Below are 26,044 nucleotides of genomic sequence, written 5' to 3'. Positions count from 1 at the left end.
GGAAGAAAGAGTTTTGTTTGTGCTGCGGTTAGCTCCCACATTTTTCTTACTTGATGGAAGTAAATAGATTTTTTGAGTTTTCCTCGAACTTTTTTGCGAGTTCCAACTGTTTTGACTTGAACTCTTCCAAAAAACCCTCTAACTGTTTTTGAGCCTCTTCACGTTGTAATTGTTGTTGCTCAATAAATTGTTTTGTTGTTTCTTCAAATTGACCGCTTGTTTGTGTAAGAATTGACAAAGATGTTTTTGTAGGAGAAACAGTAAGTTGATGCATATGAGCAGAAAGTTCCTTCCATTTGTCCTGCCACTCGTTAATTTGATCATTTAAGGAGTTTCCAGTTAATTGTTTCACGTAATCTGTATATTGGTTGTTGAACTGAGCAGTGAGTTGTTGTAGTTCTTTTTCTAGTTCATCTACTCCTGATGTTAATTTATGCAAAGCGTCTTGTTGTTGTTTTAATGTTTCTAAAGTAAGCTGCTCTAATTGTTTCCCAGCTGAAGAGAAAAGGGAAAGTGATTGAGACCAGTTTTTCCAAAATGCATCGACTAATTCGTATGGTTTAGTTTCCATTGTTTGACCCCCAAATGTTTTTTTGCATATTGTGAACGCAGATTACTCTGCTGTACCACCAGGTGAAGATGAAGAATCCTTTTCATCCTTTTCTGGAGAAGTAGAAAATGGAAAGAATGCATTGGTGTATAACGTGAAAAACGTTCGCAACATATTTTGATAATGTTCAAAAGAAGTCGCACATGTTGTTAAATATTGCTCTCCATATTCAGTTAAAGAATAAATTCTTTTTGCCGGCCCTCCATCGCTTGTATCCCAAGTAGAAGAAATAAGGTTTTCTTTTTCTAATTTGCGTAGTGTTCTATAAACATTACCTTGGTCAACAGAAGAAAAGCCGATATCCATTAGCATTTGAATAAGTTTGTAACCATGAAGACTCCAGTCTTTTAGACAGAGAAGTAAGAAGGGAACTAAGAAGTTTTTTGGCATGGAGTTTGGTTGCTTCGCTTGGTTGCTCTCCAAACTTTCGCGTTGTTCTGGTTCATTTTGTAGCATGATTGTGCATCACCTCATGAATCAGTTAGATGGAATTTTTTGCTTATAAGTGCAATTTACACCTATCTGTTTTTAAAGTCAACACATTTGTTAGAAAATAGAAAAAAATAAAATATAGACTTGAAGTTTTATTCAGAATATTAGAAAATAGTGAATAGGTTGAATTGTTTCAAAAACAAAAAAGGGAGTGTAGGTAAAGTGATTGATCAAAAATTCGATCCACTACAAGCATGGAAAAATGCTTATGAACAAACCGAAACATTTTGGGGAAAAGCGCTCAATGAAACAATTAAAACAGAAGAATATTCTGCTTGGATGGGCAGCGTTCTAGATTTGAATTTGTTTTATCAAAAAGCATTAAATGATACGACAAAAAACTATTTAGAACAAGTAAATGTGCCGACGAAAGAGGATATCGCAAGAGTAGCTACGCTAGTTATTAACTTAGAAAATAAAGTAGATAACATTGAGGAGTTTCTAGAGGAGAAAGTCGATTCTTTAGGACAAGCTCCTACATTAAAGCGTGATGTGACGAAAGTGAAACAAGATATTCGTACGCTTGAAACAAAAGTAGATCAAATTTTAGAATTGCTAGAAAAGCAAAATGCAGTACTAGCTAAACTACAAGTACCTGTAAAAGAAGAGGTAAAGCCTGCGAATAAGCCAGAAAATAAAAAATGATAAAAGCGCTTGTTTATAACAGATAAAAGAGAGAGGGAGAATCTCTTTTCACGTATAAACAGCGAAACATAATTATATATGGACTCTATAGTATGAGTACCAAAATGATTCATAACAATCGTTCACAAATTCATTTAAGGGGGAAAAGAAATGGTTCAATTAAATGGAAAAGTAGCAATCGTAACAGGTGGAGCAAAAGGAATTGGAAAAGCAATTACAGTAGCATTAGCACAAGAGGGAGCAAAAGTAGTTATTAACTATAATAGCAGTAAAGAAGCAGCTGAAAATTTAGTGAATGAATTAGGAAAAGACGGACATGATGTTTATGCAGTGCAAGCGGATGTTTCTAAGGTAGAAGATGCAAACCGACTTGTAGAAGAAGCTGTGAATCATTTTGGTAAAGTTGATATTCTTGTTAATAATGCTGGTATTACAAGAGATCGTACATTCAAAAAGTTAAATCGTGAAGATTGGGAGCGCGTAATTGACGTGAATTTAAGTAGCGTATTTAATACGACAAGCGCTGTTCTTCCATACATAACAGAAGCGGAAGAAGGAAGAATTATTAGCATTTCTTCTATTATTGGTCAAGCAGGTGGATTTGGCCAAACAAACTACTCAGCAGCAAAAGCAGGTATGTTAGGATTTACAAAATCATTAGCGTTAGAACTTGCAAAAACAAATGTCACTGTAAACGCTATTTGCCCAGGATTTATTGATACTGAAATGGTAGCAGAAGTACCAGAAGAAGTACGTCAAAAAATCGTTGCAAAAATCCCGAAAAAACGTTTTGGTCAAGCCGATGAAATTGCAAAAGGTGTAGTATACCTATGCCGTGACGGTGCGTATATCACAGGTCAACAATTAAACATTAACGGCGGATTATATATGTAATGAAGTAAGAAAAAAGTGCATATCCATAGCAGGAATGCACTTCTTTTTTTAAGAAGGAAATCGACCAAAAAGGAGATAAAAAAATGACTACATTCGCAACAGAATGGGAAAAGCAATTAGAGCTATACCCAGAAGAGTACCGAAAAGCATACCGCCGAGTGAAAAGGGCGAGTGAAATTTTATTACGTGAACCAGAGCCGCAAGTAGGGTTAACGCCGAAAGAGGTTATTTGGACGAAGAATAAGACGAAGCTTTATCGCTACATTCCAAAACAAGAAAAAACACAAAGAGTTCCAATTCTGTTAATATATGCTCTTATTAATAAACCATATATTATGGATTTAACTCCTGGAAATAGTTTAGTGGAATATCTAGTGGATCGTGGTTTTGATGTGTATATGCTTGATTGGGGCACATTTGGTTTAGAAGATAGTCATTTGAAATTTGATGATTTTGTGTTTGATTATATTGCAAAAGCAGTAAAAAAAGTAATGCGAACTGCAAAATCGGACGAGATTTCTTTACTTGGTTATTGCATGGGTGGAACGCTAACTTCTATTTATGCAGCACTTCATCCGCACATGCCAATTCGTAATTTAATTTTCATGACAAGTCCTTTTGATTTCTCTGAAACAGGATTGTATGGCCCTTTATTAGATGAGAAATACTTCAATTTAGATAAAGCGGTTGATACATTTGGAAATATTCCGCCAGAAATGATTGATTTCGGAAACAAAATGTTAAAGCCAATTACGAACTTTGTTGGTCCATATGTTGCTTTAGTAGATCGTTCAGAGAATGAGCGCTTCGTCGAAAGCTGGAGATTGGTTCAAAAGTGGGTTGGTGATGGTATTCCGTTCCCAGGTGAATCATACAGACAGTGGATTCGTGATTTTTATCAAAATAATAAGTTGGTTAAGGGTGAACTCGTTATTCGCGGACAAAAGGTAGACCTTGCAAATATTAAGGCGAATGTCTTAAATATTTCCGGGAAACGTGATCATATCGCTTTGCCATGTCAAGTAGAAGCATTACTAGACCATATTTCTAGCACAGATAAACAATATGTATGTTTACCAACAGGGCATATGTCTATCGTTTACGGTGGAACAGCTGTAAAACAAACATATCCGACGATTGGAAATTGGCTTGAAGAGCGTTCTAATTAAAAATAAAAAAATCCAACTAGCTTATGTTAGTTGGATTTTTTTATGAAAAATAACAAAACATAGAAAGGAGAAATTTATATTTTAGGAGTATAATTATGAAACTTATGATGGGTAAGTTGTTTTGGAATACAGGAGTTTCTGTACCTTGTTATCCACTGTTAGAAAATGATATGATATGTGATGTGCTCGTAGTTGGAAGCGGCGAAGCCGGTGCTCATATAGCGCATTCGTTAGCGAAAATTGGCATGAGTGTTACACTTATTGAAAAAAGAGCAATTGCGTGTGGTAGCACAGCTGCTAATACAGGTTTACTACAATTTCTTCATGATAAATCGTTAACCTCTCTTATCCATACATTTGGTAAAGAAAAAGGGGTACGAGCATATAAGCTTTGTTATGAAGCGCTAAGAACAATGGAAGAGGTTATACCGACTCTTGATATTAATCCCCATTTTATTCCGCGAAATAGTTTATATTATGCAAGTAAAAGTGAGGATGTCTCATTTTTACAAGAGGAATATAATACGTTACAGAATTATGGATTTCCAGTTGAATATTTTACAGAAGCTGATATTAAGAAACGTTATTCTTTTGCAAAACAAGCAGCGTTATATACGCAAGGTGATGCTGAGGTGAATCCGTATTTACTAGCGTATAGTTTTTTGCATAAAGCAAACCAAATGGGAGCTAATATATATGAACATACAGAGGCAATACATATAAAAAAACGCAAAAATGATTTAATTTGTTACACGAAAACAGGAAATCAAATTGTAGCAAAGAATATTATTATGGCGACAGGTTATGAGGCGCTTTTTGGAAAGAAAGAAAAAAATACAACAGTAGACACCTCTTATGCAATTGTAACAAATGAAATAGATCAATTTGAAGGCTGGCATGAGCGATCGTTAATTTGGGAAACGGCACGGCCCTACTTATATTTTCGAACGTATCGAAACCGCATTATTGTAGGCGGATTAGATGAAGCGCTACAAATTCAAACAATTGGTGATACGAAATTATTGCATAAGCGTGATATCCTTATTAATATTGTAAAAGAGATGTTCCCGCAGTATAAAAATATACAGGCAGACTACTATTGGGCAGCCGCATTTGGTGGTACTCATGATGGTCTCCCCATTTTAAAAGAAGACGAAAAGATACATAATTTGTTTTATGCATTGCCGTATGGAGGTAATGGAACTGTATATGGAATGGTCTTTGCCAAATTATTTGAGCAGTTATTTACAAATAAAGAAAGTAAAGATTTTTCTTTATTTAATCGATAGAAAAAAGGTAGCGAAGTGATGGAATGAGAGATATAAAAAAGTTTTTACAAAAATTACGTCCTGTACAACTCATCGTTTTGTTTTATTTATTAGCGGTAGTTGTATCGGTGATATTGCTTAGTTTACCGTTTGTTACGAAGCCTGGTGTGAAATGGACATTTATAGATGCGCTTTTTACATCGGTTAGTGCGGTAAGTGTTACGGGACTGTCTGTTATTACGATTTCAGATACGTTTACTACAGCAGGAATTATTGTTTTAGCTCTTATTTTACAATTAGGCGGCTTAGGAATTATGGCGCTTGGGACATTTGTTTGGATCATTACGGGGAAAAAGATTGGTTTGCAAAGAAGAAGATTAATTATGGCAGACCATAATCAAGGAAATTTATCGGGTCTCGTAGAATTGATGCGTTCTATTTTAATTGTAATTATTTCAATAGAACTTATTGGAGCAATCTTATTGGGGACAAGATTTTTACTTTACTTTCCGACTTGGCAAGAAGCTTATTTTCACGGTTTCTTTGCAGCTGTTAGTGCGACTACGAACGGCGGATTTGATTTAACAGGACAATCATTAATTCCGTATAAAAAAGATTATATTGTTCAAATGATTCATATGTTACTAATTATTTTAGGAGCGATTGGTTTCCCTGTGCTAATGGAAGTGAAACAATTCCTTAGTAAAAGGAGACAACAATTATTCCGTTTTTCATTATTTACAAAATTGACGACAACAACATTTTTTGCACTCGTTGTTGTTGGTACAATTATGATTTTTTTACTGGAGAGAAATCATTTTTTAGTAGGAAAGTCATGGCATGAAACTGTATTTTATACATTATTCCAATCTGTGACGACGCGAAGTGGTGGACTTGCAACAATGGATATACGTGAATTATCACAACCGACGCTTTTATTTATGAGTATATTAATGTTTATAGGGGCATCTCCAAGTTCGGTTGGGGGCGGAATACGTACAACTACATTTGCTGTTAGTATATTGTCACTATACACCTTTGCAAGGGGCGGTAGAACAGTTAGAGTCTTCAAACGTCAGCTACATGAAGAGGATGTACTGAAAGCATCTGTCGTTATGACGATGGGGATTTTGTTATGTGCTACTGCGCTATTCATTTTATCTATTACGGAAAATGTACCGCTTATGAGCTTAATTGTTGAAGTTTGTTCTGCTTTCGGAACGACGGGACTATCAACAGGTGTTACGCCTGATTTAACAACTGTTGGGAAACTTGTACTTATTGTGCTTATGTTTATCGGACGCGTTGGTATTTTAACATTTATTTTAGCTAGTGGTGGAAGGGAACAACCACCTCGCTATAAATACCCGAAAGAGCGGATTATTATTGGATAGTATGAAACCATTCTACCTACGTTAGGTAGAATGGTTTTTTAGTCGTTAATGCCAAATTGTGGATGCATAAAAGCTTCATTTTTATTATCCACTTCGTTTTTTAGTAACTCTTGATTTTCTTCTGGAATCCACCCAATATCATTTGTCGGATGGATCCACTCATCGCCAGCCATAATGGCAGGATCTACTTCATCACTCCAATTGTTAAGCGGACTGTTCTCGGAATTATATTTACTGTCTCCAATTACAACATTATATTGATTCACAAAAGGTTGTTGCATCGTTTTTCCTGTTCCTTTAAAAGATGGAAAATTCATTTGATGCGGGAGCGTTTCGTCTAAAATGGGTGATTGAATCTTTTCTTTTTTCTTCAAAATTATCGCTCCTTTTTATAATGATTTCTTCATATGTAGTATTTCCATCTAACGCCTCTTATGTACTTGTTAACACTTGCCAGTAATAATTATTTTAAGTTGTTTCAAACTAGAGTAGAAAGTGATTTCTTGAGAGCAGGTGAATGTATTGGTAAAAAGAAAAGTGAAACAAAATGCGGCAATCAATAATAATAAAACTCCGAAAGAAAGCTTACCAGATGCAGAATTTGCATTAGAGTATGAAGGAGAAAATAGCGCAAAGTATGCGAATCGTAATTCAAAAAAAGGGAAACAAAAATGAGGCGTTTTTTACAAACGCCTCATTTTTTTGTGGGATTATAAAGGTTTTTTTAATTATTTGTAAATTTAGTGTTTTCTATGAGCAGAAAAATGCGAAAAAACATAGAAGTAGCAACGTATTACACAAAAACAAACAACAAACAAAAGATTAATGTTGGTTTAATACTGCTTTTACACTAGTTGTTTATATTTGAGTTGTACATAAGATTTGTAAAAGGAGAGAGAAACAGTGAAAAAAACAATCTTTAAAGCTGTAGCGACTGGAATGGTATTTTCGTTATTAATGGGGTGTGGTGCAAAGAAGGAAGAAAGTGCTGGAGCGAAAGTGAAAGATGACAAATTATCTGGATCATTAACTGTTTACACAGCAATTGAAGAAGAGCTTGTACCAATTTATCTTGATTCCTTTAAAAAGAAATATCCTGATGTGAAATTGAACATTGTACGTGATTCAACAGGAGTTATTACTGCGAAATTGCTAGCTGAAGGGAAAAATACACAAGCAGATGTTGTATGGGGAACTGCGGCATCAAGTCTATTAGCTTTAGATAAAAAAGATATGTTAAAAGGATACTCTCCAAAAGGAGCAGATCGTGTTCTTCCACAATTTAAAGATGATAAGCAACCTGAAAAATGGGTAGGAAATACTGCATTTATGACGGGGATTGCTGTAAATAAAGAAGAGTTAAAGAAGAAAAATTTACCGATGCCAGAATCATATGAAGATTTAACGAAACCAGAGTATAAAGGAACACTTGTTATGCCACATCCAGCATCATCTGGAACAGGATTTTTAACAGTTTCTGCATGGCTACAAATCATGGGTGAAGATAAAGGCTGGGATTACATGAAGAAACTTCATGATAATATGGCAAGTTATACGCATTCAGGATCAAAACCAGCGAAATTAGCAGGAGCGGGTGAATATCCAGTTGGCGTATCAATGGTTTATAGTGCTTTGAAAGAGAAACAAAAAGGTGCACCAGTTGAAGTTGTATTGCCGAAAGAAGGATTAGGTTGGGAAGTAGAAGCGAACGCACTTATTAAAAAAGATAATGCAAAAAATGAAAAATTAGCGCAAGCATTTTTAGATTGGGCGATTACTGATGATGTAATGAAGTTATACTTCGAGAAAAATGGATTTGCGACAATTAAAAATGATTATAAACTTCCAGATGGATTCCCTAAAGATGTAACAGAAAAGTTATACAAAAAGAATGACTTTAAGTGGGCAGCAGAAAATCGTGACAAAATTTTAGAAAAATGGGAAAAAGAGTTTGGCCAAAAAGCAGAACCGAAAAAGTAAGTGAGTGGGAGAGAGAAAAAATGAGCGAATATTTATCAATTCAACACATTCAAAAACAGTTTGATGCATTTACAGCGTTAAAAGATATTTCTTTTACTGTGAACAAAAATGAGTTTGTATGTTTATTAGGCCCAAGTGGTTGTGGGAAAACGACATTGCTTCGAATTTTAGCAGGGCTAGAAGAGGCAACAACAGGTAGTATAGCTGTGAATGGAAAAGATATTACAGCATTACCTCCTGGAAAGAGAAACTTCGGAATGGTGTTTCAATCGTATGCATTATTTCCGAATTTAACAGCACTTGAAAATATTGAATACGGCTTAAAGACAAAAAAATATGGAAAAGTAGAAGTAAAAGAGAAAGCGCTAGAGGCGTTAAAACTTGTAGATTTGCTGAATGTAAAAGATAAATATCCTGCTCAAATGTCTGGTGGACAACAGCAGCGAGTGGCACTTGCACGTGCGCTCGCTCTGTCTCCAGATATTTTGTTACTCGATGAGCCGTTATCTGCTTTAGATGCAAAAGTACGTGAAAAGTTACGTAGAGAAATGCGTGATTTGCAAGAGAAAGTAGGAGTAACAACTATTATGGTCACGCATGATCAAGAAGAGGCATTAACGATGGCTGATAAAATTGTTGTAATGAATCATGCGGAAATTATGCAGATTGGAACACCAGAGGAGATTTATCAAAGACCGGCCAATCCGTTTGTGGCAGATTTTATTGGTTCTATTAATTTCTTTTCGAAAAATAACGAAGAGCATGCAATTCGTCCTGAACATGTAACAATTGTACAAAAGGACGGTATTAAAACAGTTGTGGAAAGTATGGAATTTCGTGGATCTGTATATCGAACGGAAGTGCGAGTCGTAGAAGAAAACACACACCTTTATAATGAGAAAATTGTAGTGGATATATTAGCATCAGAAGTAGAAGTAGCTGATATTAGAAAAGGAAAGCCGATTCAAATCTCTTTCTCAGAAAATCATATGTTGTCATATGGAAAGAAGGTCATTGTATAGATGGAGATGTTAGAAAACTACAAGGTAGAAAGTGCGAAAAAAAAGATTAAGAGAAGTATAGGGAAAGAGGAATGGATCCAAAGGCTTGTAATTATCGGTATGATTCTTTCCTTCCTTATCATACTTGTATTACCACTATTACAACTATTTACACAAGCTTTTTATAATAAAGATGGAGTTTTCATTGGTTTAGCGAATTTCAGTAAATATTTCACAACACCGACTTTAGTTCAGTCTTTACAAAATACGGTATGGATTTCGGGCGCAACAACAATTATTTCAGTTTCAATTGCATTCGTTTACGCATATGCAATTGCCCGTACGAATGTTTTTGGAAAGCGTGTATTTCAGTATGTAGCGTTATTACCATTGTTTGCACCAACGATGATGCATGGTATAGCACTTACATATTTATTTGGTAATCAAGGGCTAGTAACGAAAGGAATGTTTGGGTTATTTGAAGGTATACAAATCCCTTTATATGGACCAGTAGGAATTGTAATAGCTGAAGTTATGTATACATTTCCGCAAGCCTTTCTCATATTACTAATTGCCTTTCAAGGATCCGATTATCGTTTATATGAAGCTTCTAATATGCTAGGGGCGAGTAAAACAAAACAATTTTTCACGGTTACTTTACCTAGTGTAAAGTACGGATTAATTAGTGCAATGTTTGTTGTGTTTACACTTAGTTTCACTGATTTTGGGGCACCAAAAATTGTTGGTGGACAATATAATGTGCTTGCTACTGACGTATACAAACAAGTAATTGGACAGCAAAATATGTCGATGGGTGCAACAGTTGGAATGATTTTATTAATCCCAGCTATATTCGCATTTGCAGTTGATCGTATTACGCAAAGAAAGCAGGCGAATTTCTTATCTTCAAAAGCAGTACCATACAGAATAATAGCTAATAAGAAAAGAGATGTCATCTCATTCATATACTGTAGTGTGATTACATTTATGATCATTCTGTTATTTGTGGCAGTTGGTATTGCTGCAAGTGTGAAAGTATGGCCATATAATATGAGTTTTACATTTGAGCATTTTAATTTTTCGAGTTTAACAGGAGATGGACTTGAAGCATTTAAAAATAGCGTAATTGTTTCAGCAGTTACAGCAGTTATTGGGGCGATTTTAACATTTGTATTTGCATATGCAATTGAGAAAATAGACCAGCTACAATTCTTCCGAAAAACAGGTTACTTTTTCTCTATCGTTCCTTTAGCCATACCAGGTTTAGTACTCGGATTAGGATATGTCTTTTTCTTTAGTCAACCAACGATTCAAATTTTGGGACTATCAGTAACGAACCCGTTTCATTCTTTATACGGAACAATCGCTGTGTTAGTACTAGTAAATATCATTCATTTTTATTCTGTAACATTTGTCACGGCAACGACTGCTTTAAAGAAATTAGATCGAGAGTTTGAGCTTGTTTCGCAGTCGATGGGTATTCCGTTTTATAAAACATTCTTTAGAGTAACGGTACCAATGTGTTTACCAGCAATTTTAGAAATGGTAATGTACTACTTCGTAAATTCAATGGTAACTGTATCGGCAGTTGTATTCCTATATGCAGCTGATTTTAAACTAGCTGCCGTATCAATCGTAAATATGGATGATGCAGGAAATGTGGCGCCAGCAGCTGCAATGAGTGTGCTTATTGTTGTTACAAATATTGTAGTAAGAGTTGTATATGAATGGGGAACGAAAGCACTTCGTAACCGAACTTCACAATGGCAAAAAAGATAAGTAAGAAAGGTGATGGACAGAATGAAAATTGAAGCAGTTATTTTTGATTGGGCAGGGACAACAGTTGATTACGGATGTTTTGCACCACTAGAAGTATTCATGGAGATTTTTCATAAACGGGGTGTAGCAATTACAGCAGAAGAAGCTCGTAAGCCAATGGGGTTATTAAAAATAGATCATGTAAGGGCACTTACTGAGATGCCTCGTATTGCGAGTGAGTGGAATCGTGTTTTCCGACAATTACCAACAGAAGCAGACATTCAGGAGATGTATGAAGAATTTGAAGAGATTCTCTTCGCTATTTTACCGCGCTATGCTTCGCCGATTAATGGAGTAAAAGAAGTGATTGCTTCTTTACGTGAAAGAGGAATTAAAATTGGTTCAACGACTGGTTATACGAGAGAAATGATGGATATTGTAGCAAAGGAAGCAGCGTTACAAGGATATAAACCTGATTTTCTTGTTACGCCAGATGATGTTCCAGCAGGCCGTCCATATCCATGGATGTGCTATAAAAATGCAATGGAACTTGGTGTGTATCCGATGAACCATATGATAAAAGTTGGGGACACAGTATCAGATATGAAAGAAGGTAGAAATGCTGGAATGTGGACAGTTGGTGTAATTCTTGGCAGTAGCGAGCTCGGTTTAACGGAAGAAGAAGTGGAGAAGATGGATTCGGTAGAACTTCGTGAAAAAATAGAAGTAGTTCGCAATCGTTTCGTTGAAAATGGGGCGCACTTTACGATAGAAACGATGCAGGAACTCGAAAGCGTAATGGAACATATCGAGAAACAAGAACTTATTATTTCATAAAAGGGGAATAGGATCATGACTGAAAATCACTACTTATTATTAACACCAGGACCATTAACGACAACAAAATCAGTAAAAGAAGTTATGCTATACGATTGGTGTACGTGGGATGATGAATATAATACGATGGTGCAAGAAGTAAGAGCTAAACTTGTATCGTTAGCGACGAAGGAAGAAGAGAAATATACAACAGTGTTAATGCAAGGAAGCGGTACGTTTTCAGTTGAAGCAGTAATTGGTTCTGTTATTCCGGCAAATGGGAAAATTCTCGTTTGTACAAATGGTGCGTACGGTAAGCGCATTGTGCAAATGGCAGAGATGTTACAGATTGATGTAGTGGTCAGTCAAACAGAAGAGTGGGAACCTACTAATATTGTAGAAGTAGAGAAGTTATTGCAAGAAGATAAAGAGATTACGCATATTGCAGTTGTTCATTGCGAAACGACGACAGGCATTATAAATCCAATTGTAGATGTATGTAAATTAGGAAAACAGTATGGAAAGGTTACAATTGTTGATGCGATGAGTAGTTTCGGCGGGATTGAAATAGACATTGCTGATTTACAAATTGATTTTTTAATTAGTAGTGCGAATAAGTGTATTCAAGGGGTTCCTGGATTCGGATTTGTAATCGCAAAACGTGATGAATTATTGAAGTGTAAAGGGCAAGGACGCTCTTTATCTCTTGATTTATATGATCAATGGGAAACGATGGAAAAACAAAATGGGAAATGGCGTTTTACTTCACCTACACATGTTGTACATGCTTTCTATCAAGCACTACTTGAACTAGAAAAAGAGGGAGGAGTAAGAGCGCGTTACAATCGATATTACAACAATCAAAAACTACTAGTAAATAGAATGGGAGAAATCGGATTTAAGCCACTAGTAGATGAGGAATACCAATCTCCTATTATTACATCTTTCATTTATCCAAAAGAGGGATTCGAGTTTCAACAGTTATATAACGAATTAAAGCGTTATGGATTTGTTATTTACCCTGGGAAAATTTCGAAAGTAGATACGTTCCGCATTGGAAATATCGGTGATGTACATGAACAAGATATTAATCGCTTAGTTGATAGTATTGCTAAAGGAGCTGTTATTGGGTGAAAGTGTTTTGCTTAGGTGGAGCAGGTAAAATTTGTCGCGAAGCTATTTTGGATTTAGTTCAATTTTCATCTTTTGAGACAATTACAGTAGCTGATTTTAACGAGGTAGAGGGCCGTAAAGTAGTAGAATGGCTCAACGACCCTCGTGTTGATTTTGTAAAAGTAGATGTAACGGATCACGAGGATACGGTTGCAAAAATGATTGGTTATGACATTGTAATGGACGGTACGACGATAAAGTTAAACAGATTGTCGACCCGCTGTATTGCAGAAGCAGGATGTCACGGTGTGAACTTAAATGGATTTGGTGAAGAAAATGAATCGCATGCTATATTTGTTGAAAATGAAAAGATATGTTTACCTGGATTTGGCATGACGCCGGGTGTAACGCAAATGATGGCAATGCATGCAGCAAATCAATTGGATACTGTAGAGTCTGTCCGTGTAAGTCACGGTTCGTATCGTCCGATTGCTTTTTCTGCATCAATTACAGAGACAACGACATATGAATATGATCCATATTTACCATCGCGTACAGTGTATGAAGATGGTGAATTTAAGCAAGTACCTCCGTTTGCGCGTCCGAGAGAAATAGAATTGCCAGAGCCTTATGGTAAGGCAACGCAGTATATCATTCCGCATTCTGAAACGATTACGCTAGCAAAGGCATTAGAAAATAAAGGTGTCAAACTGATAGAGACGAGAGGAACTTGGCCACAGCAAAATATGCAACTTGTACGTGCTTTATATGATTACGGCATATTGCGTAATGATCAGATTGAAATAAACGGGAAAGAAATAGGCATTATGGATTGTATTTCACAGTATTTATTGCAATCGAAAGAAGGGCAAGAAACAGAGCTTTATGGTTATGCACTTCATGTAGAAGTAATAGGTATGAAAAATAATGAGAAGCAAAGACATGTGTTATATCATACACATCCGTTATCTGATGGTTCTGTTGTAGGATGGGAAAAATTAAGAGCGTATACGAGAAACGTCGGTATTCCATTTGGGATTGCTGCAGAGTTAATTGCAAATGGAAATGTAAATAGGGTGGGTGTTGTTACGCCTGAAGAAGCCTTTGAAAATCCACAATTGATTTTTGATGAGCTAGCAAAGCGCGGTATTCATATTCATGAAGAAGTTTCTACTTATAAAGAAAATTATAGCTTTGTATAAGTAAGGACGTTTATAAGGGAGATATAAATGAGGTGAAGCTATGTCTGTAGTAGGAGAAGAAAGAAAGCGAACCATTCTTGAAAAGGTAGAATTTAAAGGGAAAGTAAAGGTTTCAGAATTAGCGAGAGAATTTGCTGTATCAACAGAAACGATTCGTCGATATTTAGAAGAATTAGATCGTGAAAAGAAGCTGAAAAAAGTGTATGGTGGAGCTGTTCAACTTCCAGGCGCTGGAGTAGAGGCACCAATGTTAGAAAGAGAAATGCTACATATAGAAGAGAAGAAAAGAATTGGTTATAAAGCAGCGACATTTGTAGAAGACGGTGATGTCATTGCAATTGATGATGGAAGTACACCGCTTCAAATGGTTCCATACCTTGTTCATCGTAAAAACTTAACGATTGTAACAAGTTCATTTCCAGTCGCAACACAATTAATTTCTTCTATTAATAAAAAGATGTTTCACGGTGAAGTTTTGTTTATAGGTGGAAAAGTATCTCCAAAGCATTCGCGTGTATCAGGGTCTATTTCTCAGCAAGTCATACAGCAATTTCATTTTCATAAAGCGTTCGTTTCGATTGATGGGTTATTACCTAGTTTTGGAGTTTCCAGCTTTGAATTAGAGAAAGCGAAATTGTCAGAGGCGATGATGAAATTAGCTGAGAAAACATATATTTTATGTGATCATACGAAGGTAGGCGTGAAAGGGAATTATCGTATAGCAGCAATTTCGCGTATTCAACACGTAATTTGTGATAAAAAAATGCCATATAGCTTTGAAGAAGAACTTAAGAAGCATAATATACAGTGGACAGTTTGTTAAATACAGTGAAAGCACATAAACTCCCGCCTAATTTTTAGGAGGGAGTTTTATTATCTGTAAATCGTAAAATAAAAGATTTGCAGTTATGCAAAAAGTGGACACATTTTCTCACCTCTTTCATATAATTTACCAATACAAAAAAAGTTGGTCGAAGGAAAGAAGGGAGAACATGTCAGAACGAATATATAATAAACTTGTATTGTACGCGAATATTTTGCAAAAAATCGGTGTCATCAATGAGAAGGAAAAAAGTGAAATTCTTCATACGATAGGTAAAAAAGCCCTTTGAATAAAGGGCTTTTTTATTTTTTATCTTTAAAAATATAAATTTAATGTAATATTCTCATTGACAATGATAATGATATTCATTATCATTTATTTGTGGATAATTGATAATACTTATCAATTGTAAAGATTATATATGATAGGGGATATTATTTTGAAAAAAAATTACATGAAGGCGCTAGTAGTAGCGACAACATTAGCAATTCCATTTGCTACGTACTCTACTCCAGCATTAGCGGCATTAAAAGTTGAAGCAAATCAATCGGTAGCAGCAGCGAGTGATCGCACGTATGATACTGAGATTAAAATATATAAGGACCAAAAAGATGAGCCATCTATGGTTTCTCAATATATAAAAGATCCTAAAGTAACGATTGCAGCTGGCAAAAAAATTGTCACTGTAACAATGCAAGATAGTGATTATTTTCAATATCTTAGAATAGAAGATAGAAACCAGCCTGGTGTATTTCATGATGTGAAGGTTTTGTCAGAAGATAAGAGGAAGAATGGAACGAAAGTAGTTCAATTTGAAATTGGTGAGTTTGAGAAGAAGCACAATATGCAAATGCATATACTTATTCCAGCTATTGGATATGATCACAAATATCAAGTTCAATTTGAAATTAAAGATCCAACTGTAGGTAACAAAGAAACAGAGAAACCAGATGATAACTCTAATTCAGGCAATACGGAAACGGATAATCCAGTTGATAATCAAAATATGATAACAGATAACAAATTAAGAGAACTTGTGAATAAAAAAGTATTTAATAGAAAAGATTTAAATACACCAATTACGAAAGAAGAGTTATTACAAGTAAAGGATTTGTTTTTAAATACGAATGAGATACTTGATTATAGTGCATTAAAATATATGCCAAATTTAAAATCTTTAACAGTTGCGAATGCGAAGATAAAAGATCCGTCGTTCTTTGCGAACTTAAAGCAATTAAGTCATTTAGCTTTGCGTGGTAATGAATTTTCAGATGTAACGCCACTTGTTAAGATGGATAATTTAGAATCTCTTGATTTAAGTAATAATAAAATTACAAACGTTGCACCACTAACTGAAATGAAAAATGTAAAAAGTTTATTTCTATCAGGCAACCAAATAGAAGATGTAACAGCATTAGCGAAAATGGAACAACTAGATTACTTGAATTTAGCAAATAATAAAATTACGAACGTTGCTCCATTAAGCGCTTTGAAAAATGTAACATACTTAACTTTAGCAGGTAATCAAATTGAAGATATTAAAGCGTTATATTCATTACCTTTAACAGACTTAGTATTAACACGTAATAAAGTTAAAGATTTATCCGGCATTGAGCAAATGAAGCAATTAGAAGAATTGTGGATCGGGAAAAATGAAATAAAAGATGTTACTCCTCTAAGTAAGATGACACAGTTAAAACAATTACACTTACCTAACAATGAGTTAAAGGATATTACGCCATTATCAAGTTTAGTAAACTTACAAAAGCTTGATTTAGAAGCGAATTATATTTCAGACTTATCACCAGTTAGTAATTTGAAAAAATTAGTATTTCTAAGTTTTGTTGCAAATGAAATCCGTGATGTCCGACCAGTTATAGAACTAAGTAAGACGGCTTATATTAATGTCCAAAATCAAAAAGTATTTTTAGAGGAAACAGAAGTAAATAAAGAAGTAAAAGTACCTATATATGAAAAAGATGGTGAGGTTTCTACGAAAATCCGTCTGAAGAGCGATAACGGTACGTATAGTAATGGTGTAGTGAAATGGAGTACACCAGGTGAGAAAATATATGAATTTGGTGTGAAAGATCCATTCGCGGATACAGGAATTTTCTTTACAGGGTCTGTTATTCAAAATGTAGTAGAAAGTAAAGACGGTAATACGTCTAAAGAAGATGAGAAAACAGAAGTGGTAGAATTTAAAGATGTACCAAAGGGACATTGGTCAGAAGAAGCAATTAATTACTTAGCGAAAGAAAAATTATTTATAGGCTATGGAAATGGTGAATTTGGATTTGGTGATAACATTACTCGTGGACAAGTAGCTCTTCTAATACAAAGGTATTTAAAATTAGAAAATAATCTAGTACCAAAAACGGCATTTACAGATACGAAAGGAAATATGTATGAAACGGCTATTGATGCAGTGGTTCAAGCTGGAATTATGACAGGCTATGGAAATGGTATGTTCCGTCCAGATGGAGTATTAACTCGATATGAAATGTCAGTAGTATTACAAAGAGTATTTCAGTTAAAAGAAAATGAAAATAGTGCAGAGAATTTTAAAGATATACCAAATGACCATTGGGCGAAAGGATATGTGAAAGCTTTAGTGGATAATAAAATATCAAAAGGCGATGGGGAAGGGAATTTTTTAGGAGATAATTTCGTAACACGTGAACAATATGCACAGTTTTTATATAATGCAATAAAGAAATAAAGTGAAACTTTAATCAGTGGGGGTTTTGTTCATTCCCCACTGATTATTAGCCCTCACTAATCGGGCTGCCCGTTAATGCGGAATAAAAAATGAGGAAAATACGCTATTCTTTAATTAAAGAGTAGCGTATTTTTATGTACAAAATGAAATAGGAAATAGATAGGAGTATAGACATATGAATAGCCTATTTTAAAGAAGAACCACGAAACTATATTGACAAAAAAGCGTTCTCATGTGATAATTCAATTAATTTTTAGAATAATCAAAAAATATTCCTTTTACATAGAAAGGATTCGAACCTTATATGAATATTATGCCGGGGGTGACGAAATGTTATTTTTTCTGAAGAAATGGAATGAATTAAAAGATGTGAAATCTGAATTGGCACTTCGTGATTGGTTTTATGGTACCAAAATTAGCTTATCGCTATGTACGTCAAAAGAGCCGTTAACATTCTTAGTAAATGTTGAAGGAAGAGATAAAGGGCTATTTTCGGAAGAAGATTTTATTGTCGTAAATTGCATGTGCGAGTCAGTATTTGAAAATGAAGAAAAACCAGCTGCAGAGTCATTTATGCATGCGGATATTTATAAAAAAAGTAGTGCAGGATGTATTTTACAAGTGCAGACTGTAGATAGTCATTTAATATCAGAGTTATATGGGGAAGAAGGAGAAGTAACGTTCGATAAACGCAGTGTGGAGCGTGTTTTCGGAAAAGAAGGTATAACAGAAATGACAATTCCAATTGTAGAAGATGAAAAAAAATTCGCTGATTTATTAGAAAGGAATGTTCCGAATTTCATTGAAGGTGGAGGAGTAGTTCTTGTTCATAATTACGGCATGATTGTGTGGGGAAAAACGCCAGAAGAGGCGAAAAAATGGCTAGAGGGTATAGAATATTTAATGAACTATCATGTAAAGTTATTAATGATTAAGGGGGCAAGGAGCTCTGTTATATAAAAATGGATGTGATATAGCTACAAGTTAATAAATAAATGAAAGCGTTTTAAAAATAATTTCACTCATAAAATATAGGTCTCCTTATTATATATAGATTACATGTTGACATGTAAGGAGGAACATATTTTGCGAGTTAAATATCATTTTCTGCCAAAGCAGCAAGTAACATTTTGCAAAATAAATGATTCTGGTGAAGAGGCACTGCAAATGATGAACGAAACGGGATTTCGAGCCATCCCGGTATTAGCAGAAGATGAGAAGAAATTCACGGGGATTATTTATAAAGTAGATTTATTAGAAAAAAAATGCAATAGCGGATTAGAGCATGTAAGTGCAGGGGATATGCTCGACGATTCCAATGCATTTATTTTTGAAAAGGATTCCTTCTTCAGAGCCTTTTATGTAATTCGTCGGCTTCCGTTTTTAGCCGTGCTAAATGATTATAATGAATTTGTCGGTATGTTAACGCATTCGAATATATTTGATGTTATTGAAGATTCATTTGGTATGCGAACAGGTGGTTATATATTAACAATTGCAACACAAGATTGTAAGGGAACGATTAAAGAGCTTGGGACATTGTTAAAAGCATATAATATCGGTGGCCTATTTACGCTAGATAACGGTGATCAATATATCCGCCGCGTTATTGTAAATATATCAGATGAGTTAGATGAAACAAAATTAAAGCAATTAATCGGAAAAATAGAGAAAAAAGGATTCAGAGTGAGTCACGTAGATTATATTTAAGTTAAAAAGAAAAGTACCTATCTGTTATATATAGATAGGTACTTTTTTGTCCCACTATTTGTGGGTAGTAAAATCCACGCCTCAAAATTTGGTGAAAGCAAAGAAGTTAGGTGGGCGGGTGTTACCTGTAAAAGCCCAATTGGTGAGGGCTGATTATATGTGAGTAATGAACTTTATTTTGAAACAGGAGGCGGGGATAATGCTAGATCAGATAAGAAAATAAAGTCTGCATGCTCACGAATTTTAGGGATAGAAGTTTCAATAACGCGTGATGTAATTTCACCTGGGGGGCCCACATGCCCGATAGCTACCATAATAGGTTTTTCTTGAATTTTTTTGATGAGTAATTGGGCTTGTTTTGAAATATGTCCTGCTGTATACACATCATCAAAAAATAGTTGGTTTTCAATAATAGGAACTCCTAATTCTTTTCCGATTTTTGGGACGACACTATTAGGATTCGTTTTACTATCTAAGTAAAATAAACCGTGTTTTTTACAAGCAGCAAGTATAAGGCGAACAATTCTTTCATCCGCTGTTACTTTTGACCCCATATGATTGTTCATTCCAATTGCATGCGGTACTTCTTGAATGGCTTGTTCAAGTCGGTTGTTTATTTCTTCATCGCTTAAATCAGTTGTAATTGCTTTCGGCCCAAGCCATTCTTTTTTACCTTTTATAGGTTCCATTGGCATATGTATAATAACTTCATGGCCTTTCTTATGGGCAGCTATTGCGTCTTCTTTTGTGGAAGGAAGAAAAGGCATAACAGCAACAGTGAGTGGAATGGGAAGTGATAACATTTGATTAGTCCCCTTCATATTATTACCGAAATCATCAATGACAATAGCAACTTTATTCGTATGAGCATTTGCTTGAATAGGAAATAAGAAAGACGGTAAAAACAAAACAATGATGAATAATGCAATCGTATATTTTCGCATATAAATATTTCCTTTCTATTGTTATCCTGCTATTTGTGGGTAGTAAGACTCCCACCTCAACATTGGGCTGGATAGGTGGGAGATTCACTGCCTACCCGATTGGTGAATGCTAATTATCAGTGGGGGCTGAACAAAAAAACACTGATTAAAGTTTCACTTTATCAATCATCATTATGTTTTGCTTTTTTATATAAATTAAACAAAAAATGTCGAAGAAAAGTAGGTGGAAAATTAAGAATCCCCGGTTTACGTAGAATTTATAAAAAAAGAAGATGAAAAAAATGTCTATTATTGCGAATGTATTTACAAAGATAGAATAATTTGTAATAATTCTCAAAGTGAGGGTAAAGATTTGTAAATTACAGGGAGAAAATGTTAAATTTTCTGATTCTTCAAATTTGCATATGATTAAGTAGTTAAAAAAAGTCAATGGAGAAGTGAAGTTAAGAGCATGGAAGTATAATAAGGGGGATATGGATGTTTACTGTAAAAAGGAAGTACACATTAGAAAAGCTTTCACGTGATATTCATATGAAACGTGAAGAAATGATTCAACTAGGATTAACAAGTGGGCTAAATAGTAGGGAGACAATTCAAGTTAGTCAAGAATTGGACAAGCTTATTTTACAATATCAATGTTATAAAGAAAAACAAACACCGAAATGGTTTTCAATTATAAAAATACCTATTTTCCAAATCGGGTATGAAGGAAAATCAAATAATTTTTGGCGAATGCTTGTGGCTGGTTTTATGAAATAAGTATAATTACCCTTATAGGATAAGGATAATTATACTATGTGTAACGGAATTTCGATATGAACTGTCGTTCCTTCATTTTCTGTACTGTCGATAAAAATATGCCCATTATACATCTCTACAATTCGTTTACATATGACAAGTCCAAGACCTGTTCCAGTATCTTTATTAGTAAAGAACGGATGAAAGAGGTGTTTTTGAATATGTTGCGGAATCCCTTTTCCAGTATCTGTAATATGCAGTTGTGCGTGTGTTTCATTGTTTTTTACTACAATGGTTAGTGTATCATTAGAAGTCATGGCCTCAATTGCATTTTTGGTAATGTTTAAAACCACTTGTTTCATATGGTCTTTCGAACAACGGATATGAACAGGATGGTCTGGCAAATGTAAATGGAATACAATGTTATGTAAATTCGCCTCAGATTGAATAATTAATGCTACCTCATTTAGAATTGTTCTTACATCATATGTTTGTTCGATGATGGCGGTTGGCTTTCCTAGAATAAGAAATTCACTTACAATTTCATTGATTCGCTCTATTTCTTGTTCAATTACGGAAAAGTAGAACTGATCTTGTTCATCTTTATATTTCTCTTTTAATAGAGCGACGAGTCCTTTAATTCCAGTAAGAGGATTACGGATTTCGTGTGCTGTACTCGCTGCAAAAGTTCCAACTAATTCAATTTTCTGTAGTTCATTTTGTTGTCTTTCAAGTTTTGTTTGACGTTTTAACAACATATATTGAGCAAGCAAAAATAAAATAGACATTAAAAATAAAGTAGCTATACACTCTATTGCAACCCACTGGTATAAGGTTTTTTGATGAATGGGTAATGGAGAAACAGAGACCTTCCAATTTAATCTTTGGAGTGGGGTAGTAAGCATATTAGAATGCGTATCACTTGTGTCGTTATTATCATCGGTTAGAAAAACTACATCATGTTTATCAGTTACCTCAAAATGGTATTGTGGTTTAATGGCATTTAAAGAAGAGGAAATGTAATCAAAGCGTAAACTAGCTAATAATAATCCTGAGAGCTCCTTCTGTTTATTAAATATGGGGGCAGCAATCATAATAGCTTTATGTCCAAGAACGCGATCAGTAATGACTGATGATACAGTGGTTTTTTTAGTTTGGAGCGCGTCTTGAATATATTTACGGTCTGAAACATCTATAGGCTTTGATTCATCTTCAGATGCGATTGTAATGACTCCTTCTGGTGTAGCGTAATATAGACCAGAAAAGCGTGCATCGTTTCCATCTGTATCATGTACAATTTGTTTAATGCCATTTATATTACCAGTCTCGGTGCCTACAACTTTTGCAAGCATGTCTAAAGCAGAAATTGCTTCACCAAGATGATGATCCAAATAATCTCTATATAAAAAGAGAACTGTATGAGCAGATAATTTGTTTTCCTGTTTCATTTTATATGTATGATACGAATAAAATGTAGCACCAATCCCTATTGTCGGTAGGATAACAAGCAATATATATATAATTATGCTTTGGAATTTGACTTTCAAATGTGGTACTCCTTCTTTTTTTATTATCATTATATATAAACTATGTTAAAATTGTCATGTTTTTATTCAAGAATGATTTTTAATATATTAGGGGAGAGGAAATGGATGAGTGAATGCTCATTCGGAATTCACATGAAGTATGAAGTGGTATTTTCTTTTTATTGCTGAGAATTTAAGTGAAGGGTTGAAAGTTGTATGACATCAAATAATGAACGAGAAGATATTTCTCAATCTTTAAAAGTATTTATTGCATTATCTCGTGTACATCGTTCTGTTATGGATACTACAAATAAATCTATACAAAGTAACGGGTTAAATCCAACTGAATTTGCTGTATTAGAACTGCTATATCATAAAGGCGGTCAACCACTCCAGCAAATTGGTGAGCGCATTTTAATAGCTAGTGGCAGCATTACATATGTTGTAGATAAGTTGGAGAAAAAGGGATTAGTAAAGAGAATCCCATGTCCGAATGACAGACGTGTTATTTACGCGCAATTAACTGAGTCTGGCGAGAACTTTATTGCTTCTATTTTTCCGGGGCATGAGAAAGTTATACATCAGTCTTTTGAAATGTTAACGAAAGATGAAAAAGATGAATTACTTGATTTATTAAAAAAAATTGGGAAGTATGAAAAATAATATGTTCCAAAGGAGCTTTGGATAAATAAATCCAAGGCTTTTTTATTTGTAATGAACTCATGGCAGTCACTGCCGAAATTTGTTGAAAATTAAGAGGGGATTCGAGAATACGTATTGAATTATAATAAAGGTATGTAATGGAGAGGAGGCTCGTTCATGTCATTTAAAGACTATGAATATAAACGCCCAAATATTGAAGAGTTAAAAGAGAAATTTACTGTTGCTTTAGAGAAGTTTGATAACGCAAAAACTGTAGAAGAACAAAAACAAGTCATTCATTCAATTAATGAGATTCGCAACGATTTTGGTACAATGGGAAACCTTTGTTACATTCGCCATTCTGTTGATACGACGGATACTTTTTATAAGGAGGAGCAGGATTTCTTTGATGAATTCTCTCCAGTTGTACAAGGATATGGTACAAAATATTATAAGGCACTCATTAATTCTCCATTTCGTGAAGAATTAGAGGCGTATTATGGAAAACAATTATTTGCTCTAGCAGAATGTGATTTAAAAACATATTCAGATGAAGTCGTGAAAGATTTACAATTAGAAAATAAATTATCATCGCAATATACACAGTTATTAGCATCTGCAAAAATTGACTTTGCTGGAGAAGAAAGAACGTTATCGCAACTGATTCCGTTTATGCAAGGAAAAGAAAGAAGCGAACGTAAAGCAGCAAGTGAAGCATACTACGGATTTTTAGCTGGAAATGAGGAAGAACTAGATCGTATTTATGATGAGCTTGTTAAAGTGAGAACGAAAATCGCAAAATCTTTAGGTTTCAAAAACTTTGTTGAACTTGGATATGCAAGAATGTACCGTACAGATTATAATGCGGAGATGGTGGCTAATTACCGTCAGCAAGTGCTAGATTATATCGTTCCCGTTACAACGGAATTAAGAAAGCGACAACAAGCACGTATCGGTGTAGAGAAGTTAGCTTATTACGACGAAAACTTTGAGTTTGCTACAGGTAACCCAACTCCAAAAGGAGATGCGGATTGGATTGTTGATCATGGAAAGACAATGTATAAAGAGTTATCGATTGAAACAGATGAATTTTTCAATTTCATGCTAGATAATGATTTATTAGATTTAGTTGCGAAAAAAGGAAAAGCTGGTGGCGGATATTGTACATATATTGAGAATTATAAAGCGCCATTTATTTTCTCAAACTTCAATGGAACATCTGGTGACATTGATGTATTAACACATGAAGCAGGTCATGCTTTCCAAGTATATGAAAGTCGTAAATTTGAAATTCCAGAATATAATTGGCCAACATATGAGGCATGTGAAATCCACTCTATGAGTATGGAATTCTTTACATGGCCATGGATGAAGCTATTCTTTGAAGAAGATGCAGATAAATATTACTTCTCTCACTTAAGTTCAGCACTTCTGTTTTTACCTTATGGTGTATCTGTTGATGAATATCAACATTATGTATATGAAAATCCTGAAGCATCACCTGAAGAGCGTAAGACAGCATGGCGTAACATAGAGAAGAAATATTTACCACATCGTGATTATGAGGATAATGATTATTTAGAGCGCGGTGGTTTTTGGCAACGTCAAGGGCATATTTATAGCTCACCGTTCTATTATATTGATTACACGCTTGCTCAAATTTGTGCGCTACAATTTTGGAAACGTGCAAGAGATAATAGACAAGAGGCTTGGGAAGATTATGTGAATCTGTGCCAACAAGGTGGAAGTAAATCGTTCTTAGAATTAGTAGAAGTTGCAAATTTAACATCACCATTTGCTGAAGGCTGTGTGAAAAGTGTTATTACAGAAATTGAAGCATGGTTACATGCGATTGACGACACAAAATTGTAAAAAACATGCGCTTTTTTTCACATGTTTAACATCGACATAATGGGAAAATGATGAGATAATAAAAGAAAATTCAGAATACTAAAGAGGTGTTTCTAATAAGGAGCACCTCTTTTCACAAACAAAAGGGGGGAACAAGTATGCTTCAATCTAATATGGATGTAAGTTTAGAAAGTTTAGTAAACTCATTACAGTCTACTCGAAGCACGCTATTATCAGAAATTGAAATGTTAAATGACACAGAAGTGAATGTAAAGCCACGCCGTGATAAATGGAGCATTATTCAAATTTTACACCACTTGCATTTAGTTGAACAATCTGTCACGTCTGCCCTTGTATATGCTTTACAAAAAAAGGAAAGAAACATGACTCCATTTAAAGACCTCCAACTTACGCTTGATCGCACACATAAACGAGAAGCTCCTCAGCAAATGCAACCAACAGAAACTTTAATGAAAAAACAGCAAGGAATTCAATTGCTAGAACATTCACGCCAAGAACTATTACACGCGCTTCATAGTGTTATAGATGAAAAAGATTTATTTGAAAATGGATTAAAGCATCCTGTTTTTAATGATCTGAATTTGTATCAATGGGTTCAATTTCTTGATTTGCATGAACAAAGACATCTTACGCAGTTAAAAGAGGCGAAACATGCAATTTTGCAACGCTAAAGTGGAAGAAGTGGGAAACCACTTCTTTTTTGATACGTGCATAGTTTTCTTTCT

At 34.7% G+C, this 26,044-nt stretch carries 25 protein-coding genes; 20 read left to right on the top strand and 5 right to left on the bottom strand.

The window, feature by feature from the left end; all coding sequences use genetic code 11:
- Positions 1-46: 46 nt before the first annotated feature.
- Together phaP and phaQ are read right to left on the bottom strand one after the other, a co-directional pair.
- Positions 47-571, bottom strand: a complete 525-nt coding sequence (gene phaP, locus ES895_RS09770; RefSeq protein ID WP_000448594.1) for a polyhydroxyalkanoic acid inclusion protein PhaP — start codon at positions 569-571, stop codon at positions 47-49.
- A gap of 42 nt (positions 572-613) precedes the next feature.
- Positions 614-1,066, bottom strand: coding sequence for a poly-beta-hydroxybutyrate-responsive repressor (gene phaQ, locus ES895_RS09765; RefSeq protein WP_000939955.1), 453 nt, complete (start codon positions 1,064-1,066; stop codon positions 614-616).
- A 198-nt stretch (positions 1,067-1,264) separates the two neighbouring features.
- Between phaQ and phaR the strand changes: the two genes are divergently transcribed.
- The 5 genes from phaR to ES895_RS09740 all read left to right on the top strand — a co-directional run bounded on the left by phaR (position 1,265) and on the right by ES895_RS09740 (position 6,472).
- Entirely contained in the window at positions 1,265-1,747 is a 483-nt protein-coding gene (phaR, locus tag ES895_RS09760; protein ID WP_000566942.1) for a polyhydroxyalkanoic acid synthase subunit PhaR, read from the top strand.
- A 150-nt stretch (positions 1,748-1,897) separates the two neighbouring features.
- Positions 1,898-2,641: an acetoacetyl-CoA reductase gene (locus ES895_RS09755; protein ID WP_000250407.1), complete on the top strand. Its 744-nt coding sequence runs from the start codon at positions 1,898-1,900 to the stop codon at positions 2,639-2,641.
- A gap of 83 nt (positions 2,642-2,724) precedes the next feature.
- A complete protein-coding gene (gene phaC / locus ES895_RS09750; protein WP_000206336.1) occupies positions 2,725-3,810 on the top strand; it encodes a class III poly(R)-hydroxyalkanoic acid synthase subunit PhaC in 1,086 nt (361 codons plus the stop codon).
- 95 nt (positions 3,811-3,905) lie between these two features.
- Positions 3,906-5,099 carry an NAD(P)/FAD-dependent oxidoreductase gene (locus tag ES895_RS09745; RefSeq protein WP_000772518.1) on the top strand — a complete coding sequence of 398 codons (1,194 nt, stop codon included), beginning with the start codon at positions 3,906-3,908 and terminating at the stop codon, positions 5,097-5,099.
- Positions 5,100-5,122: 23 nt separating this feature from the next.
- On the top strand, positions 5,123-6,472 hold the full coding sequence (locus ES895_RS09740) for a TrkH family potassium uptake protein (RefSeq protein ID WP_001204707.1): 1,350 nt from the start codon (positions 5,123-5,125) through the stop codon (positions 6,470-6,472).
- Positions 6,473-6,510: 38 nt separating this feature from the next.
- On the opposite strand, the gene ES895_RS09735 is transcribed toward ES895_RS09740, so the two are convergent.
- Entirely contained in the window at positions 6,511-6,846 is a 336-nt protein-coding gene (locus ES895_RS09735) for a DUF3905 domain-containing protein (RefSeq protein WP_135238312.1), read from the bottom strand.
- Positions 6,847-6,994: 148 nt separating this feature from the next.
- Here ES895_RS09735 and ES895_RS29210 point away from each other — a divergent pair, with 148 nt between their 5' ends.
- From ES895_RS29210 to cbpA, 11 genes are all read left to right on the top strand, one after another.
- Positions 6,995-7,147, top strand: coding sequence for a hypothetical protein (locus tag ES895_RS29210; protein WP_000240799.1), 153 nt, complete (start codon positions 6,995-6,997; stop codon positions 7,145-7,147).
- A 228-nt stretch (positions 7,148-7,375) separates the two neighbouring features.
- Complete coding sequence (locus ES895_RS09725) at positions 7,376-8,452, top strand: putative 2-aminoethylphosphonate ABC transporter substrate-binding protein (RefSeq protein WP_000750895.1); 1,077 nt, start codon at positions 7,376-7,378, stop codon at positions 8,450-8,452.
- Positions 8,453-8,472: 20 nt separating this feature from the next.
- Complete coding sequence (locus tag ES895_RS09720) at positions 8,473-9,474, top strand: putative 2-aminoethylphosphonate ABC transporter ATP-binding protein (RefSeq protein WP_000006192.1); 1,002 nt, start codon at positions 8,473-8,475, stop codon at positions 9,472-9,474.
- On the top strand, positions 9,475-11,232 hold the full coding sequence (locus ES895_RS09715; RefSeq protein WP_000425514.1) for a putative 2-aminoethylphosphonate ABC transporter permease subunit: 1,758 nt from the start codon (positions 9,475-9,477) through the stop codon (positions 11,230-11,232).
- Between the two features lie 21 nt (positions 11,233-11,253).
- On the top strand, positions 11,254-12,048 hold the full coding sequence (phnX, locus tag ES895_RS09710; protein WP_000687365.1) for a phosphonoacetaldehyde hydrolase: 795 nt from the start codon (positions 11,254-11,256) through the stop codon (positions 12,046-12,048).
- A gap of 15 nt (positions 12,049-12,063) precedes the next feature.
- Complete coding sequence (gene phnW / locus ES895_RS09705) at positions 12,064-13,161, top strand: 2-aminoethylphosphonate--pyruvate transaminase (protein WP_000138230.1); 1,098 nt, start codon at positions 12,064-12,066, stop codon at positions 13,159-13,161.
- Complete coding sequence (locus ES895_RS09700) at positions 13,158-14,342, top strand: saccharopine dehydrogenase family protein (protein ID WP_000862174.1); 1,185 nt, start codon at positions 13,158-13,160, stop codon at positions 14,340-14,342. The genes phnW and ES895_RS09700 overlap by 4 nt, the downstream gene beginning before the upstream one ends.
- 40 nt (positions 14,343-14,382) lie before the next feature.
- On the top strand, positions 14,383-15,165 hold the full coding sequence (locus tag ES895_RS09695; RefSeq protein WP_000117667.1) for a DeoR/GlpR family DNA-binding transcription regulator: 783 nt from the start codon (positions 14,383-14,385) through the stop codon (positions 15,163-15,165).
- Between the two features lie 421 nt (positions 15,166-15,586).
- Positions 15,587-17,887 (top strand): NEAT domain-containing leucine-rich repeat protein, encoded by a 2,301-nt coding sequence (locus ES895_RS09690; protein WP_002060989.1) that lies wholly within the window; start codon positions 15,587-15,589, stop codon positions 17,885-17,887.
- Between the two features lie 330 nt (positions 17,888-18,217).
- Positions 18,218-18,847: a class II aldolase/adducin family protein gene (locus ES895_RS09685; protein ID WP_000896005.1), complete on the top strand. Its 630-nt coding sequence runs from the start codon at positions 18,218-18,220 to the stop codon at positions 18,845-18,847.
- 126 nt (positions 18,848-18,973) lie between these two features.
- Entirely contained in the window at positions 18,974-19,597 is a 624-nt protein-coding gene (gene cbpA / locus ES895_RS09680) for a cyclic di-AMP binding protein CbpA (RefSeq protein ID WP_001264207.1), read from the top strand.
- A 173-nt stretch (positions 19,598-19,770) separates the two neighbouring features.
- Here the strand turns inward: cbpA and ES895_RS09675 are convergent, their stop codons facing one another.
- Positions 19,771-20,541, bottom strand: coding sequence for a divergent polysaccharide deacetylase family protein (locus tag ES895_RS09675; protein ID WP_001234107.1), 771 nt, complete (start codon positions 20,539-20,541; stop codon positions 19,771-19,773).
- A gap of 477 nt (positions 20,542-21,018) precedes the next feature.
- Between ES895_RS09675 and ES895_RS09670 the strand changes: the two genes are divergently transcribed.
- Positions 21,019-21,300, top strand: coding sequence for an aspartyl-phosphate phosphatase Spo0E family protein (locus tag ES895_RS09670; protein ID WP_000495536.1), 282 nt, complete (start codon positions 21,019-21,021; stop codon positions 21,298-21,300).
- Positions 21,301-21,329: 29 nt separating this feature from the next.
- Here the strand turns inward: ES895_RS09670 and ES895_RS09665 are convergent, their stop codons facing one another.
- Positions 21,330-22,826, bottom strand: coding sequence for a DUF3149 domain-containing protein (locus ES895_RS09665; RefSeq protein WP_000865053.1), 1,497 nt, complete (start codon positions 22,824-22,826; stop codon positions 21,330-21,332).
- A 195-nt stretch (positions 22,827-23,021) separates the two neighbouring features.
- Between ES895_RS09665 and ES895_RS09660 the strand changes: the two genes are divergently transcribed.
- From ES895_RS09660 to ES895_RS09650, 3 genes are all read left to right on the top strand, one after another.
- Positions 23,022-23,468, top strand: coding sequence for a MarR family winged helix-turn-helix transcriptional regulator (locus ES895_RS09660; protein ID WP_000203336.1), 447 nt, complete (start codon positions 23,022-23,024; stop codon positions 23,466-23,468).
- Between the two features lie 156 nt (positions 23,469-23,624).
- Positions 23,625-25,319 (top strand): M3 family oligoendopeptidase, encoded by a 1,695-nt coding sequence (locus tag ES895_RS09655; protein ID WP_048568823.1) that lies wholly within the window; start codon positions 23,625-23,627, stop codon positions 25,317-25,319.
- Between the two features lie 137 nt (positions 25,320-25,456).
- Positions 25,457-25,990: a DinB family protein gene (locus ES895_RS09650; RefSeq protein WP_000941970.1), complete on the top strand. Its 534-nt coding sequence runs from the start codon at positions 25,457-25,459 to the stop codon at positions 25,988-25,990.
- Positions 25,991-26,044: the final 54 nt, after the last annotated feature.

The organism is Bacillus sp. 007/AIA-02/001 (genome assembly GCF_004634455.1).
GTDB classification, from domain to species: domain Bacteria; phylum Bacillota; class Bacilli; order Bacillales; family Bacillaceae_G; genus Bacillus_A; species Bacillus_A cereus.
This window is presented reverse-complemented; position numbering and strand designations above follow the sequence as displayed.